The following is a 13,554-nucleotide window of genomic DNA, read 5'->3' on the forward strand; positions in this document are numbered from 1 at the left end:
CCCCGACCCTATTACTTCTTCTTTGAGAGTACCCCGATGTTAGCAACATCGCTAAAGACGGAAGCAAACTTGTTAAGAAGCCTCAGGCGATTCTCTCTCACAACAGTGTCATCGTCCATGACAAGAACGTCATCAAAGAAACGGTCGATTGGCTCCCTTAGTTCGGCGAGAGCCTTGCAGGCACCGGAATAGTCACCGGCAGCCAAGGCGGATTCGACGCTCGAGGCACCCTTGACGCATGCGGAGAGCAGCTGGAGCTCGGACTCGCCCATGATGCTCTCGTCGACGTCGCAGCCCAGGCTCGCGTCACCAAGGTGTGCCGCGCGAGCGTACGCGGTCGCGAGGTCATCAAAGAGCTCCGGCTGGTCCTTGCGGGCGTCGTCGAGGGCACGAGCACGGTCGATGAACTCGACCGGATCGATCACGCCGACAGAGGAGACGGCCTCGATGGTGTCGAACGAGATCTTCTCGTCCTTGGCGATGGTGTTGAGTCGACCAGCGAAGAACTTCTCGACCGCCTTGGTGACGGCGGCAGAGTCAAATTCGAGGCCCTGGGCGGCGTATGCGGCAAGGGAAACGGCGATGAGGGACTTGAGAGAGACGCTCGGAAGCGTGCGGAGCATGGCGATAATGCCGATGGCAGACCTGCGGACGGCAAACGGGTCAGAGGAGCCAGTGGGGGGCTCGTCGATGGCGAAGATGCCGCAAACCGTGTCGAGCTTGTCGGCGATGGCAACGCATCGACCGACGGTTCCCTCAGGCAGATCGTCACCAGCGAAGCGCGGACGGTAGTGATCGCGAATCGCGGCGGCGACGTCATCAGACTCGCCAGAAGCCTTGGCGTAGTACCCGCCCATGACGCCCTGCTGGCTGGTGAACTCGACGACCGCCTGGGTTACGAGGTCGGCCTTGGCGAGAAAAGCCGCACGACGAGCGTCCTCAACGAGCCCGTCGGACTCCGCGACCTGCTTGGCGACCTCGCCTGCAACCGTCACCATGCGCTGGGACTTTTGCAGGACCGTGCCGAGCTTCTCTTGGAAGACGACAGAGTCAAGCTTCTGGACATAGTCCTCGAGGGGCTTCTTCAGGTCCTCGTCGTAGAAGAACTTGGCATCGTCGAGGCGGGCACGGACGACGCGCTCGTTGCCGTCGATCACGCGCTCGTTGTTGCGCGGGTCGGAGTTAGAGACGACGACGAACTCTCGGGTGAGCTTGCCCTCGGAGTCGTAGATCGGGAAGTATCGCTGGTTAGAAAGCATCGACTCGCAAATGATCTCGTTGGGGACGTCGAGGAATTCCTCGTCGAACTTGCCAACAAGCACCGTCGGGTACTCGCAGAGATTGACAACTTCATCGAAGACCTTCTTCGGCGTGTCGACATGGGCGCCACCACGCTCCTGCTCAACTTTCTTGATGCCGTCGAGAATAGCCGCGCGACGCTCGCCCTCGAGAAGGACGCCGGCGTTGCGAAGGACCTCGACGTAGCTGGAGGGATCCTTGACGACGTGCTCGCCGGGGCCGAGGACGCGGTGACCGTAGGTGACGTTGGAGGAGGTGACGTCAGCATAAGAGACGGGCACGACATCCTCGCCCAGAAGCGCGCAGATCCACCTGACGGGACGGACAAACGTCTCGTGGTTGCCGCCCCAGCGCTGGCTCCTGTAGTTTGGCCAGTCGAGCGCGGCGATGCTCTTCTCGCAGAGCTCGGTCAGGATGGGCGTCGCGGGCATGGAGGGGATGTTCTTCTCGGCGAAGACGTACTCACGGCCGTCGGAGTCGACCTTGCGCACAAGCTCGTCGGCGGAGAGGCCGAACTTGCGGGCGAAGCCCATGGCGGCCTTCGTGGCACTGCCCTCGGCGTCGAAGGCGATGCTGGTCGCGGGTCCGCGCATGACCTCGTGCACCTCAGCCGTGGAAGTGGCGAGATCCTTGACGATGACGGTCAGGCGGCGAGGCGTGCTCATGGCCTTGACCTCGCCGTGGTCGAGGCCGGCCTTGTCGAGGCCCGACTCGATGAGCTGGCCGAACTGCTTGATTGCGTGGATGAGCGGAGCCGAGGGCATCTCCTCGGTGCCTACCTCAAAGAGGAAATCGAGAGTGTCTGCCATTTAGGCCACCTCCCCCTTCTTGTCAGACGCATCAGTGGCGCCGGCGACCTTTTCCATGTACGCCTCGCAGCATGCCTTGGCGACGGTGCGGACACGCAGGATATAGTTGGCGCGCTCCGTGGCCGAGATGGCGCCACGCGAGTCAAGAAGGTTGAAGGCGTGCGAGCACTTCATGACGCAGTCGTATGCGGGAAGAGGCAGGCCGCGGTCGAGGCAGGCATGGCACTCGTTCTCGTAGTCGTCGAACTTCTGACGCATCATCTCGACGTTGGCGACCTCGAAGTTGTAGGCGCTGAACTCGTACTCGTTCTCGTGGAAGACGTCGCCATAGGTCATGGGCGTGCCATCGGGCAGGTAGCTCCAGACGAGATCGTAAACAGAGTTGACGCCCTGAGCGTACATGGCGATGCGCTCGAGGCCATAGGTAATCTCGACGGGGACGGGATTGACCTCGATGCCGCCAACCTGCTGGAAGTACGTGAACTGAGTGACCTCCATGCCGTTGAGCCAGACCTCCCAGCCGAGGCCCCAGGCACCGAGCGTCGGGGACTCCCAGTCATCCTCGACGAAACGGACGTCATGGTCCTTGGGGTCGAGGCCGATAGCGGCAAGGCTGCCAAGGTAGAGGTCCTGAGAGTCCGCGGGGGACGGCTTCAGGAGAACCTGGAACTGGTAGTAGTGCTGCAGGCGGTTGGGGTTGTCGCCATATCGGCCGTCGGCCGGACGGCGGCACGGCTGCGGATAGCAGGTGCGCCAGGAGTCGGGACCCAGGGAGCGAAGGAGCGTGGCAGTATGGAACGTACCGGCACCAACCTCAGAATCGTACGGCTGCATCACCGTGCAGCCCTTATCGGCCCAGTAGTGCTCAAGCGCCAGGATCATTTCCTGAAACGTCAAAGGCTTGTCGCTCATCGCCCTATCTTCCCCTCTTTCGATTAAAAACAAACTCCTAAAGTGTAACGAAATCATCAGGCGGCCAGAAGATGACGCACGCCTTAGATGAAACTGAACTTATCGGCACGGCCCCAAAGTATCGAGAGTCGAGAGAGTTGGTGCGGTTGTCTCCCATAACCCAAACGCATCCCTCGGGGACGGTGTAGGGATACACAATCGGCCCCTGCAGCGTGCTCGCGTAGCGGTCCAGCGGATAGCTGGGCTTGCCATGCGTATACGGCTCGTCGAGGGCCTCGTCGTCGACGTAGACCACGCCGTCGCGAAGGTCAACCGTCTGGCCGCCTACGGCGACGACGCGCTTGATGAGCGTCGTCGAGCCGTCAGTGGGATCGACAAAGGTGACGACGTCGCCACGCTGCGGCGAGGACCCCTTGTAGGTGATCTTCTCGCCGAGGACGCGATCACCCTCCTGAATGGTCGGGACCATCGACGCAGACGGGATGAGGAACGGCTCGGCGACGAACGCCCTCACCAGGAGCGCGATGCCCACGCCCACGGCAATCGTCAGTACCCACTCGACCCAAGCGGGAATGCGGCGGCCCGCGTCCCCCTCGACCTTACTCATCGACATCGCCTCCGCCGTTAGACCTCTGGATCACCTCTCGCACAAAGGCGAGCTCCTCGGGGGTGAGGTCGGCACCCTTGAGGAGGTCGGGCCTCCACAGGGCAGTGCGTTCGATGGCGTTTCTGCGCCTCCAGCGGTCAACGGCCCCGTGGTCCCCCGACAGCAAGACGTCGGGAACGCCCATCCCGCGGTACTCGGCGGGACGGGTGTACTGGGCGTACTCGAGCAGGCTCCCAGAGAACGACTCGTCCTTGGCGCTCATGTCGTCTCCCAAGGCTCCGGGAAGAAGCCTCACGACCGAGTCGATGACGACGAGCGCAGCGAGCTCTCCGCCCGTGAGCACGTAGTCACCCAGCGAGAAGACCTCGTCAGCAAGCTCGTAGGCCCTTTCGTCCATGCCCTCGTAGCGTCCGCAAACAAGAAGCACGCGTTCCTCGCCAGCAAGGCGCTCGGCGCACGACTCGTCATAGCGCCTTCCGCAAGGCGAGAAGAACACGATGTAGGGTCGCCCCTCTCCCATGGATGAAATCTCGTCGACGGCCTCGTAGATGGGCTCGGGCTTCATGAGCATGCCCTGACCGCCGCCAAATGGGGCGTCGTCGACGGTGTTGTGCCGGTCGTGAGTCCAGCGCCTCAGGTCGAAGGCCTCGAAGTCGAACACACCCTTGCGCTGCGCGCGGCCCATGATGGACTCGTCCAGATAGGGCGCGAACACCTGCGGAAAAACGGAAAGCGTCTCAAACCTCATGCTATGCGCCCTCAATCAAACCGGATGGAATCGTGACTCGGATTGGACCGTCCTCGACGAGCTCGTCGACGACGGCGTCGACGACGGGAATCAGCACCTCGCCGTACGGCCCCCTGACGACCCAGACGTCATTGGCATGACCAACCATCACCTCAGCCACGCTGCCCAGCGCGCCCATGTTCGAGTCCACAACCTCACGGCCCAAAAGGGCGTCGACATCGTGTCTCTCGAACCCCTCGGGAAGGTCGTCAATGCGTGCCAGGAGAACCTTCCCCACAAGCTCTGACGCCGCGTTGATGTCGCTGACGCCGCCGAGCGAGACGAGCTGCCCCGAGCCGTTGTAGCTCGCCGACATGACGACGCGGCCCCTCGGCCCCTTGAGGGCCGGCGGCACTGGCGTCACGTCGAGTCTCTCGCGCAACATAGGGGGAAGGCCGTGAACGGGAACCGTCACGACCTCCCCCCTCTTCCCGTGCGTCTTCACCACACGGGCTATAGCCCTATATCTCGTGTGCACGGATCGTTAGCCCAGAACCTCAACCTCGACGGAAGTCCCCACGCGCGAACCAAGGGCACGTGCAAGCGTGCGAATAGCCTTGATCGTACGGCCCTTCCTGCCGATGATGCGGCCGGCATCCTCCTCTGCGCAGCTTACCTCGATAAGTGCGGAACCATCGCTGTCCGTGACGTCAAGCGACACGGCGTCCTCGTTGGTAACGAGGCCGCAAACGATGTACTCGACAAGATCAGCGACCTTGTCGGAAGCCATTTCCTCGCCGTTATCGACAGTCTGGTCGAGGGAATCCACAACGTCCGTGAGTTCCTCGGACACAGTAGCTACTCCGCGTCCGCAGCCTCGGCAGCGGCCTCGGCGGCAGCAGCGGCCTTGGCGGCAGCCTTCTTGGAGAGCTTCTGCTTCTTCTCGGGAGCAGGAGCGTCAGAGCGGGCGATGTCGATCAGGTGAGCGACAGCGTTGGAGGGCTGGGCACCCTTGGAAACCCACTCGTCGATCTTCTCGAGGTCAAGGTCAATGGTCTTGGGGTTGGTCAGGGGGTTGTAGCGACCAACGAGCTCGATGTAACGACCATCGCGCGGCATGCGGCCATCAGCAACGACGACGCGGTAGTACGGACGCTTCTTTGCACCGTGACGGGCGAGACGAATCTTAACTGCCAAAACTAAACTCCTTCAGACGAGCGACGCCGTGGATAGATGGATGGTGCGTCGCGTTGCCACATAAAGCGAAAGCTAATGATACGCCACGTACAGGGGCTCTGTGGGTGTCGTTTTTGTGAACCTTGTGCGAAGGCACACGTTCATGCAAAGCCCGCAAAGCGCCCTTTAAGGCTCACTTCAGCGTCACATTTTAAACTTGCTTAAAATGAGTAACCGCCAGCAAAGGGAGAACACATGAACATCCTTGTTGTCGAAGACGAGAAGAACCTTGCAGACGCAATCGTGAAGATTGTTTGCGACGAGGGCTACAACTGCGAGGCAGTCTACGACGGCAACGCAGGCCTCGCCTCATGTAAGAGCGGGCTGTACGACGCCGTCATCATGGACGTCATGCTTCCTGGCATGGACGGTTTCGAGATAGTTCACGAGCTACGCAGAAGCGGCAACTCCATCCCGGTTCTCATGCTCACGGCCCGCATCGCGACCTCCGACAAGGTCACGGGACTCGACACCGGAGCCGACGACTACATGACGAAGCCCTTCGAGGCACCGGAGCTGCTCGCGAGGCTCAGGGCCCTCACGCGCAGGCAGGGCGACGTGGTAATCGAGCAGGCCAAGTACGCCGACCTCACCCTCGACCTCCAGACGCACGACCTCAGCTGCAAGGAGCGCACGGTGCATCTCTCCGGCAAGGAGTTTGAGGTCCTCAAGATGCTCATGAGCTCCAACGCCCGGGTTGTCTCGAAGCAGGACCTCCTGACACGAGTCTGGGGAACCGACGGCGACGCATCCGAGAACTCCGTCGAGGCCTACATCTCGTTTCTGCGCAAGAAGCTAGCGCACGTCCACTCCATGGTCCAGATAACCACCCTGCGCATGCTTGGCTATCGCCTCGAGGTGTTCGACGTGGGCGACGGCGCGAGCGCCTAGCCCCGAAAGCGAGGAGCGCCATGCTCAAGAAGCTCAAGCGCAAGTTCATCCTCATAGTCATGGTGCTTGTCGGCGCCGTCCTGATTGGCGTGCTCGGCATGTCGATGTACTCCTCGTACGCGAACCAGCGGAGCATCATCTCGGGTGCCCTCGACCGCAACCTCGACGGAGAACTCAACTCGGTGCCGACAATCGGCGGCATGACCGCACCCCAGGAAGACTCTGCGCACGGAAGGACCATGCTCGCGCTGACCGTCGAGGTCTCTTCCGACGGAGTCGTCCTCCAGTCAAGCGAAGGTCCCGTCTACATCAACAGCAGCGTCCTCTCGCAGGTTGTCGACGCAGCGCTCAACTCGGGCCAGAAAGAGGGATACGACGGCTCCATTCACGTGTCGTGGAAGGCAAAGGCGATCGGCGGGGGCGCGGTGCGCATCGCCATAGTCGACACGACCGATGCCGACTTCACCTTCCAGAGCATGATCGTACGAAACCTCGAGATTGTGGCGCTGGGCCTGCTGCTCATGTTCGCCATCACGTGGTTCCTAGCCGACTGGGCCCTCAAGCCCGTATCCGTCGCATGGGAGCAGCAGAAGAGTTTCATCGCCGACGCATCTCACGAGCTCAAGACGCCACTTGCCGTAATTTCGGCAAACAACGAGATACTCGAGAGGGCCAAGGACATCCCCGCCGAGAGTCGCCGCTGGATCAAGAGCAACGTCGAAGAGGCCAACCACATGAAGGGTCTCGTTAACGACCTCCTCCAGCTCGCCCGAGCGGATGAGTGCATAGCAGGCCTCGCGAGCGCGATGCGAATTGAGCCCATAAGTCTCTCCGAGATGGTCGAGCAGTCAGCCCTCGAATTCGACGCCGTGGCCTTCGAGAACTGGAACGACATCAGCACAACGGTTCAGGACGGAATCGTCATCAACGCCGACAGGGAATGGATGGAGCGGCTGATTCGCATACTCATCGAGAACGCCTGCAAGTACGCGAGCCCCAAGACGACCATCAGCGTGAGCCTAGCCCGCCAGGGACAGCGTGTCGTCTACTCTGTCAACAATCGCGGAGCGGTCATCGACCCACAGGAACTTCCCCACGTGTTCGACCGCTTCTACCGCTCCGACAAGGCTCGTAGCAGGACGAAGTCAGAGGGTGGCTTCGGCCTTGGGCTCGCCATAGCCAAGGCGACAGCCGAGGCGCACGGCGGCAGCATATCGGTCACGAGCAATGAGCAGGCGGGGACGACGTTCACGGTCGTCCTCTAGATCACGCAAGAGGCCAGCGGGCACCTATAATGCTCTCATGGGCACAAATGGAGAAATAGGATCAGGGCTCCTGAGCTGGAGCGGACCGGCAATCGGCCTGCTCGACCTCGACGCTTTCTTCGCGTCGGTCGAGCAGCTGGACCATCCCGAATGGCGGGGCAAGCCCGTCATCGTGGGCGGCTCCGCCCATAAGAGGGGCGTCGTGTCCACCGCTTCCTACGAGGCGCGCATGTACGGCGTCCACTCAGCAATGCCCTCGTCCCAAGCCATGAGACTCTGCCCGAACGCAATCTGGACGCGCGGCCGCTTCGACCGCTATCGCGAGATGTCGGCCATGGTCATGTCCGTGATCTTGGACGAGACGCCGCTCATGGAACAGGTATCCATCGACGAAGCGTTCTTCGACATCACGCCAGGGCGTTTCTCGAAGGAGAGTCCCATAGAGATCTGCAGGCGAATCCAGAGGCGCGTGGGCGAGCTAGGCGTGACCTGCTCGATTGGGCTCGGAACGAACAAGACGATCGCAAAGATCGCCTCCGAGCGGCAGAAGCCGCGCGGCATCACCATCGTAGCGCCAGGAACGGAGCCGTCCTTCCTGGCTCCCCTGCCAGTTCGTGCGATGAGCGGAGTCGGAGCGGCAACCGAGCGCGCCCTGCTTGAGTGCGGCATCAACACACTTGGACAACTCGCCCGCCAGGACCCCGAAAAGATGGAGAAGCGCTTTGGCGTCTCGGGTCCACGCATGGTCCTGCGTGCCGCGGGCCAGGAGAGGTCGGAGGTGCGTCCGGCAGACGAGGCCGGGGTCGTCAAGTCGGTCTCGAACGAGCGCACCTTCGCGCAGGATCTTCGAAAGAGGGACGAGGTCGAGGCTGCGATTCGTCACGTGAGCGCACTCACGGGGTCGCGACTTCGGCGCAAGGGCCTCCGGGGAAGGCGCGTGACGCTCAAGCTGCGCTTTGACATGACGCACACGCGGACCATCCAAGAGATGATGGACGAGGCAACCGATAACGAGCACGTGTTTGGCGAGGCCGCCGTGCGCCTGCTGGACAGGTGCTGGGCAGAGGGGACGCCCGTCCGCCTGGTCGGCGTGGCCGTCAGCGCGTTTGGGGAGGGCCAAGGGCGGCAGCTCGAGCTCTTCTCGGATATGAGCGAGGCATACGCCGCGCCGCAAGACGTCACGCAGGGGAAAACGAGGGCCGCGACCGGCTCACTCTCGCACGACAAGGACGAGCTGCGGGAACTGTCGGTCGCCGCGGACGAGGTCAGAAGACGCTTCGGCAAAGACGCGCTCGCGTACGGGCGCGACCTAAGATTCAGGGGCGGCACCACCGGCACCGCCCCCATGAACAAGGAGGACTTCTGACGACCAAAGGAGGCCCATAGAAGAGCGCTACTCCGCGTCCTCGGAAGAAGTTCCCGCGGTCCCCTTGGAGGACACGAGGGCCTCATATTCGCTCTCGGGCATGGCGCCCGCGAGGTCCAGAGCGACGCGCGGGGCCTCGCCCCACAGTCGCTCGAGTCGGTAGTACTCGCGCGACTCGGGCTTGAAGACGTGGACGACGACCGCACCGTAGTCCATGAGGACCCAGCTGGTGCCCGCGCGACCCTCGCAAGAGAGCGGTTTCTCCTGGCAGTTGACGCGGACCTTCTCCTTGATCTCGTCCAGGACGGCGTCCATCTGCGGGTTGTTCTGGGCAGTGCAGATCAGGAAGTAGTCACTGACGTCGGAGATGCTGGTAAGGTCCAGCAGGACGATGTCGGATGCCTTCTTGTCGTCGGCGGCCGCGGCCGCGACCTTAGCAAGCTCAAGCGGGGTAACTGCCATTGATGTCCCTTCTCTGGGTTGCGATGGTCGAGCGCTAGGACGCGCGTCGCCTCACAAGCTCGTTGTAGATTTCGATAGTTCCAGGATAAAGGTAGCGCCTTGTGTCTACGACATAGGATATACCCCCGGCAAAGGAGTTCCAGAACAGGTCCTCAAGTGAACTCTTCCCAACCATCGCGCGCACCTGGTCGATGTTGGGGCAGGAGCGTCGGAGCGGTTCGATTCCGTCGGCGACGAACACGACCATGTCGAGAGGGGTCATGTCGACCGCAGCCGTGGTGTGCCTTTCGATGGCGACGAGCACGTCACGCGAAAGCTCGGGGTAGATCTCGGGAAGCTCGCGGGCCGCGAGGATGCCGTGAAGCAGCGGAAGAACGAGCTCGAGATCAACGCCTAGATCGATGCCACGCTCCTGCGAGCGCCTAAGCAGCTCTTCGTCGGGAAGCACTTTGTCCCAGTCGTGGAGGATACCGGCGACGCGAGCCTCGAAGGGATCGACGTCGTAGAGAAGCGCGAGCTTCTGGGCAGTCTCCGCAACGGAAAGCGAGTGCTCGTAGCGCCGCGGCTTCACGGCACGCATATGATTGCGAAGGTCCCCCTGGACCCGGATTATGAACGACAGCTGGTCGGCGGTGAATGCCTCTTGACTCACGAAGACTCGCCTTCCTCGAGAACAGAAACGTAGCGCGTCGGGACGACGCCGTACAGATGGTGCTTGTGAATGTAGCCCGTAACTGAGTCGGGCGTGAGGTAGCGAAGGCTCTGGCCGCCACTCACACGCTCGCGAAGGTAGCTGGACGATATCGCAAGCGCGGGAACCTCGAGGTATGTCACGTCGAAGTCGTAGGGCGACCCGCTGATCAGGTCATCCGCGCGATCGAGGTCGTACCCGGGTCTCGTCGCGCCGACAAGGTGCGCGAGCCGCGCGATGCGCCCGGCCTCCCTCCAGGTGACGATCTCGGCAATGGCATCGGCTCCGGTGATGAAGAAGAGCTCGACGTTGTCGGGATAAATCTCGCGCAGGAGCTCGAGCGTGTCCGCCGTATAGGTGACGCCGGCGCGGTCGACCTCGAAGCGGGTAGCGACGAAGTGCGGGTTGTCGGACGTGGCAAGCAGCGTCATGGCATAGCGGTCCTCGCCGGAGGTGACGTTCCGGCCCTGCTTGAACGCCGGCCTGCCGGCAGGCATGAAGACGACAACGTCCAGGTCAAGGTCGTCGAACGCTTGCTCGGCGGTGACGAGGTGGCCGTAGTGGATGGGGTCGAAGGTCCCGCCCATGATGCCAAGCCGGTAGGTGCGAGACACATCCTGTCCCAGCAGAGGCAGGTCTCCCCTCTCGACTAGATCGGCCCTCGTACCCAGGCCGTCAGCATCAGCCATGAACAAACCTCCTTAGAAGACGAGAAGCTCGTCCCTGTGAATCGCAGGCTGGCCGGCCTTGTGCGGCAGGAATCGCTCGATGACGTCGAGCTTGAGTCCGTGGACGCGACCGATGTCCTCGCTCGAGTAGCGGACTATACCTCTTCCAAGGAGCTTTCCGGCATCGTCGATGACGTTCACGACGTCACCCTCCTCGAAGACGCCCTCCGCTCCGACAACGCCGACGGGAAGCACCGAGGCTCCGCGCGATACGACTGCCTCGCTCGCGCCCGCGTCAAGGACAAGCGACCCCTTGGGCATCTCGGCCAGGCCGATCCAGAGCTTGCGGGCACTTTCGTGCGTCGTCCCAGAAGGGGCCTCAAATCGCGTGCCAAGCGCCTCTCCCCTGACGACGCGCTCGAACGAGAAGCGCTCGCGGCCCTTGCAGATGACCATGGGGATGCCTGCGGCGAGCGTCGCGCGGGCGGCGCGCAGCTTTGAGGCCATGCCGCCGGTGCCCACGCTCGATCCGGCCCCACCGGCCATCGCGGCGATGCGCGGCGTGATCTCCTTCACGAGGGGAACGAGCTCGGCATTGGGATCGTCCTGCGGATTTGCGGTATAAAGACCATCGATATCCGAGAGGATGACGTAGAGGTCGGCGTTAAGCATGGTCGAGACGATAGCGCCCAGCGTGTCGTTGTCGCCGAAGTTAAACTCGGTGAACGAGACGGTGTCGTTCTCGTTGATGACGGGAATTGCGCCCAAGCCTATGAGCCGACCGAGCGTGTTGCGCGCGTTGAGGTAACCCTCGCGGTCGGTGAGGTCCCTGCGAGTAAGGAGGACCTGGCCGCACGCGATGCGATGGCGCCCCAGGAGGTCGGCGTAGACCTCGGTGAGGGCCGCCTGACCCGCAGACGCGCAGGCCTGGCGGCCAGGCATGTCCTGGGGCTTGCAATCGAGGCCGAGGCGCTCCATGCCGGCAGCAACAGCTCCGGACGAGACGATGACGACGTGGTAGCCATCGTGCTGGAGCTCGGCGGCCTGATCGCACAGCGTCTCGATGAATGCACGGTCGGGACGGTTGTTGGCATCAACGAGAGTCGACGACCCGACCTTGACCACGACGACATCCGGCGTGTCGAATACCCCCTCCAAGCTACTCGTCTCCCTTGGAGTCGGAATCCTGCGCCGCGTCAGACGACTCGTCCAGGTCCACGATGGTAACGTCAAGGGCCACGTCTTCGTCATCATCGTCGACAAGCTCGGCGAACTCGTCTTCCTGCTCAGGGCCGTCGAACGAGAACGCGTAGCCGAGAATCCTGACCTCGTCACCGGGCACGCAGCCCTCGGCGGCGAGCTTGTTATCGAGGCCGATGCGCTCAAAGCGGTGCTGGAGGTAGGCGACGGCCTCGTCGTTCTCCCAGTCGGTCTGGATAACCATGCGCTCGATGGCTCCACCGGAGACCCGCCAGATGCCGCGCGACTCCATCTTGATGGTGATCGAGCGGTCGCGACGCTGGCGCCTGTGCTCGACCTCTGCGCTCACGTCGACGAGGGGCGCTTCGACCTCGATCTGCTGTCGAAGCGTGGAGACCTGCTTGGCCGTCTCGGTCACAAGCTCCTCGAGCCCCTTGCCAGTAACTGCCGAGACCGCGAAGAACGGGTGGCCGTCCTTGCGAGCCTCCTCCCCGAGAAGGGCGACGGCATCCTCGACGCCGGGCATGTCACACTTGTTGGCTACGACGATCTGCGGGCGCTGCGCAAGTTCGCTGGCATAGGCGACCAGCTCAGCATTGATGGCGCGGTAGTCGGCAATGGGGTCACGACCCTCGTATCCGCCCGTCATGTCCACGACGTGAAGGATCAGAGCCGTGCGCTCGATGTGGCGCAAGAACTCATGCCCGAGACCCCTGCCCTCGCTGGCACCCTCGATGAGGCCCGGGACGTCCGCCACAACGAAGCTCATGCCGCTCTTAGCGCGCACCATGCCCAGGTTGGGGACGAGCGTGGTGAAGGGGTAGTCGGCAATCTTGGGGCGCGCCGCGGAAAGGCGTGCGATGAGCGAGCTCTTGCCGACCGACGGCATGCCCACGAGGGCGGCGTCGGCCATGAGCTTCATCTCGAGCTCGATCCAGTGCTCCTGGGCGGGCTCGCCCTTCTCGGCAAACGCGGGTGCACGCCTGACGGAAGTGACGAAGTGGATGTTGCCCTTGCCGCCTGCGCCGCCCGGAGCGACGACCACGCGCTGCCCGGGCTGGGTAAGGTCGGCGATGTCGAAGGCAGGCTCCATGGTCTGGGGGTCAAGCTCGCGGACGACCGTGCCCAAAGGGACCCTAAGCACCATGTCCTCGCCGTCCCGGCCGTGGCGGCGGGCGCCCTGGCCATGCGTTCCACGGTCGGCCTTGAAGTGATGCTTGAATCGATAGTCAATGAGGGACGACAGCTGGGAGTCGCATTCGAGAATGACGCTGCCGCCGTTGCCGCCATCGCCGCCATCGGGCCCGCCCTTCGGCACGAAGGCCTCTCGACGGAACGACATGCAGCCGGCACCGCCGTCGCCACCCTTGACGTTGATGCGACAGAGATCTGTGAAAGTGTTGGTAGGCACGTTGTTCCTC

The 13,554-nt window shown here is 62.7% G+C and carries 15 protein-coding genes; 3 read left to right on the plus strand and 12 right to left on the minus strand.

Features of this window, described 5'->3' with window-relative positions; all coding sequences use genetic code 11:
• Positions 1–11: 11 nt before the first annotated feature.
• The 7 genes from glyS to rpsP are packed head-to-tail and all read right to left on the minus strand — an operon-like array spanning position 12 to position 5,551.
• A complete protein-coding gene (gene glyS, locus B5D13_RS02510; RefSeq protein WP_078686771.1) occupies positions 12–2,108 on the minus strand; it encodes a glycine--tRNA ligase subunit beta in 2,097 nt (698 codons plus the stop codon).
• The gene (locus B5D13_RS02515; protein ID WP_078686772.1) at positions 2,109–3,020 is read right to left on the minus strand and encodes a glycine--tRNA ligase subunit alpha; all 912 of its coding nucleotides are present in this window, start codon (positions 3,018–3,020) and stop codon (positions 2,109–2,111) included.
• Positions 3,021–3,057: 37 nt separating this feature from the next.
• Positions 3,058–3,627, minus strand: coding sequence for a signal peptidase I (gene lepB / locus B5D13_RS02520; protein ID WP_078686773.1), 570 nt, complete (start codon positions 3,625–3,627; stop codon positions 3,058–3,060).
• Positions 3,620–4,375, minus strand: a complete 756-nt coding sequence (trmD, locus tag B5D13_RS02525; protein WP_078686774.1) for a tRNA (guanosine(37)-N1)-methyltransferase TrmD — start codon at positions 4,373–4,375, stop codon at positions 3,620–3,622. Before trmD ends, lepB begins: the two co-directional genes overlap by 8 nt.
• A gap of 1 nt (position 4,376) precedes the next feature.
• Entirely contained in the window at positions 4,377–4,892 is a 516-nt protein-coding gene (locus tag B5D13_RS02530) for a ribosome maturation factor RimM (RefSeq protein WP_078686775.1), read from the minus strand.
• A gap of 6 nt (positions 4,893–4,898) precedes the next feature.
• Positions 4,899–5,207 (minus strand): KH domain-containing protein, encoded by a 309-nt coding sequence (locus tag B5D13_RS02535; protein ID WP_078686776.1) that lies wholly within the window; start codon positions 5,205–5,207, stop codon positions 4,899–4,901.
• 5 nt (positions 5,208–5,212) lie between these two features.
• Positions 5,213–5,551 (minus strand): 30S ribosomal protein S16, encoded by a 339-nt coding sequence (rpsP, locus tag B5D13_RS02540; protein WP_078686777.1) that lies wholly within the window; start codon positions 5,549–5,551, stop codon positions 5,213–5,215.
• 234 nt (positions 5,552–5,785) lie between these two features.
• Here rpsP and B5D13_RS02545 point away from each other — a divergent pair, with 234 nt between their 5' ends.
• Genes B5D13_RS02545 through dinB form a run of 3 tightly spaced genes read left to right on the plus strand, consistent with a single transcriptional unit; the run spans position 5,786 to position 9,112 of the window.
• Entirely contained in the window at positions 5,786–6,481 is a 696-nt protein-coding gene (locus tag B5D13_RS02545; protein ID WP_078686778.1) for a response regulator transcription factor, read from the plus strand.
• A gap of 20 nt (positions 6,482–6,501) precedes the next feature.
• Complete coding sequence (locus B5D13_RS02550) at positions 6,502–7,746, plus strand: sensor histidine kinase (RefSeq protein ID WP_078686779.1); 1,245 nt, start codon at positions 6,502–6,504, stop codon at positions 7,744–7,746.
• A 37-nt stretch (positions 7,747–7,783) separates the two neighbouring features.
• Complete coding sequence (gene dinB, locus B5D13_RS02555; RefSeq protein ID WP_078686780.1) at positions 7,784–9,112, plus strand: DNA polymerase IV; 1,329 nt, start codon at positions 7,784–7,786, stop codon at positions 9,110–9,112.
• Between the two features lie 27 nt (positions 9,113–9,139).
• Here the strand turns inward: dinB and rsfS are convergent, their stop codons facing one another.
• From rsfS to obgE, 5 genes are read right to left on the minus strand one after another with little or no spacing between them, the layout of a single operon-like run.
• Positions 9,140–9,574: a ribosome silencing factor gene (gene rsfS, locus B5D13_RS02560; protein WP_078686781.1), complete on the minus strand. Its 435-nt coding sequence runs from the start codon at positions 9,572–9,574 to the stop codon at positions 9,140–9,142.
• Between the two features lie 34 nt (positions 9,575–9,608).
• Entirely contained in the window at positions 9,609–10,226 is a 618-nt protein-coding gene (gene yqeK, locus B5D13_RS02565) for a bis(5'-nucleosyl)-tetraphosphatase (symmetrical) YqeK (protein ID WP_234970649.1), read from the minus strand.
• Positions 10,223–10,954 (minus strand): nicotinate-nucleotide adenylyltransferase, encoded by a 732-nt coding sequence (nadD, locus tag B5D13_RS02570; RefSeq protein WP_078686782.1) that lies wholly within the window; start codon positions 10,952–10,954, stop codon positions 10,223–10,225. Before nadD ends, yqeK begins: the two co-directional genes overlap by 4 nt.
• Positions 10,955–10,966: 12 nt before the next feature.
• Positions 10,967–12,091, minus strand: a complete 1,125-nt coding sequence (gene proB / locus B5D13_RS02575; protein WP_078686783.1) for a glutamate 5-kinase — start codon at positions 12,089–12,091, stop codon at positions 10,967–10,969.
• A 1-nt stretch (position 12,092) separates the two neighbouring features.
• Positions 12,093–13,544, minus strand: a complete 1,452-nt coding sequence (obgE, locus tag B5D13_RS02580) for a GTPase ObgE (RefSeq protein WP_078686784.1) — start codon at positions 13,542–13,544, stop codon at positions 12,093–12,095.
• Positions 13,545–13,554 lie beyond the last annotated feature (10 nt).

Origin of the sequence: Olsenella sp. KH1P3 (assembly GCF_900167315.1) — a bacterium.
GTDB lineage: Bacteria > Actinomycetota > Coriobacteriia > Coriobacteriales > Atopobiaceae > Olsenella_J > Olsenella_J umbonata_A.